This is a genomic window from Mesorhizobium sp. M7A.F.Ca.CA.001.08.2.1 (assembly GCF_003998455.1).
Lineage (GTDB): Bacteria > Pseudomonadota > Alphaproteobacteria > Rhizobiales > Rhizobiaceae > Mesorhizobium > Mesorhizobium ciceri.
Genome location: NZ_RZPW01001082.1, coordinates 1 through 1,570, shown reverse-complemented (window position 1 = coordinate 1,570; position 1,570 = coordinate 1). Strand labels below are relative to the sequence as shown.

General features: G+C 62.2%; 2 protein-coding genes. One reads left to right on the top strand and one right to left on the bottom strand.

Translation table 11 applies throughout. The features are described from left to right. The coding region (locus EN914_RS34945; RefSeq protein WP_245497922.1) for an ATP-binding protein at nucleotides 1-842 on the bottom strand (842 nt) is incomplete at its 3' end. Nucleotides 843-1,079: 237 nt separating this feature from the next. Here EN914_RS34945 and cpaB point away from each other — a divergent pair. Next, nucleotides 1,080-1,570: Flp pilus assembly protein CpaB (cpaB, locus tag EN914_RS34940; RefSeq protein WP_245497921.1), on the top strand; the 491-nt coding region annotated here is incomplete at its 3' end.

The following is a 1,570-nucleotide window of genomic DNA, read 5'->3' as shown; positions in this document are numbered from 1 at the left end:
TCGCCGAGCGATGCCTTGAGATAGTCCTTCAGGCCGCCGGGAAAATGGAATTCCGCCTTGGCCGTCGTCTGGTCTTTTTCCTTGATCAGCGACGGATCGCAGGTCCAGCGGATTTCGACGCCGCCGAACAGATAGGCTTTCGAGCGCGTCATACGGTAGAGCCGCGCCGGTTCGAACGCCGCGCCCTTGCCGAAAATCTGCTCGTCGGGGTGGAAGCGGATCTTTGTGCCGCGCCGGTTGTGGACCTCGCCCAACTGTTCCAGGCCGGTCACGGGAACGCCGCGCGAGAATTTTTGCCGATAGAGTTGCCGTCCCCGCGCGACCTCGACCTCGAGATGGTCCGACAGCGCGTTGACCACGGACACGCCGACGCCATGCAGGCCGCCTGATGTCTCGTAAACCTTGGAGTCGAACTTGCCGCCCGAATGCAGCGTCGTCATGATCACTTCAAGCGCCGGCTTCTTGAACTTCGGGTGCGGATCGATCGGGATGCCGCGGCCATTGTCCGTCACGGCGAGATAGCCGTCAGCCGAAAGCTCGACATCGATGAAGGTGGCGTGGCCGGCAACCGCTTCGTCCATCGAATTGTCGATGACCTCGGCGAACAGATGGTGCATCGCCTTGTCGTCGGTGCCGCCGATATACATGCCTGGCCGGCGGCGCACCGGCTCCAGCCCTTCCAGCACCTCGATGTCGGCGGCGCTATAGCCCTCGCTGCCGTCCTTGGTCGAGGCAGGACGCTTGGTGGCTTGCACCACCAGTGGATCCGCCGGGCGCGCAGCGGTACGCACCGGCTGCGGCTGCTTGTCCATATTGCCGAAGAGATCGTTGCTGTCGTCCATGCCTGCCATAGGTTCCGGTGCTGCGAATCACCTCGCGATACTGCCACGCTTTTCAGCGCCAAGCGACCGAGGTTCCTGTTCCGTTCGGGGATCTGGGCCCTCTTACCCCAAAACCATTCGATAACCAAGCCGGCGGAAATAGATCCGATACCAACGCCCGGGATTCCTGATTCTTTAACAATGCCGCCTAACGTGAGCCCAACTAAATAAGAAACTGCTGATATCAGGGGTTTAGGCGTGAGGGGCAAGGCCATATCGATGATCGGCATCGCCGCCGTTTTCGGCGCGATCTCGATCTTTGCCGCGGATTTCTGGGTCAAAAGCCAGGCCAAGGCCGATTCCGAAGAGAAGACGTCGTCGATTCCGGCACCTGTCGTGCCGAAGGTCGAATTCAAGACCATCGTGGTGGCGAATGCCCCGTTGCGCTACGGCATGGAGCTCGACCGCGCGCAGCTCAGCGAAATCCCGTGGTCGCAAGAGTCCGTGCCGCAGGGCGCCTTCACCACCATCAATGGGTTGCTCGCCGACGGCAGCCGCGTGGTGCTGTCGCCGATCGAGGTCAACGAACCGGTGCTGCTGACCAAGCTGTCCGGCCCGAATGGCCGCGCGACGCTCTCCAACATGATGACGCCCGGAATGCGGGCGGTGACCATCCGTACCGACGAGATCGCCGGGGTTGGCGGCTTCGTCACGCCGGGCGACCGGGTTGATGTCGTGCTGACACGCGA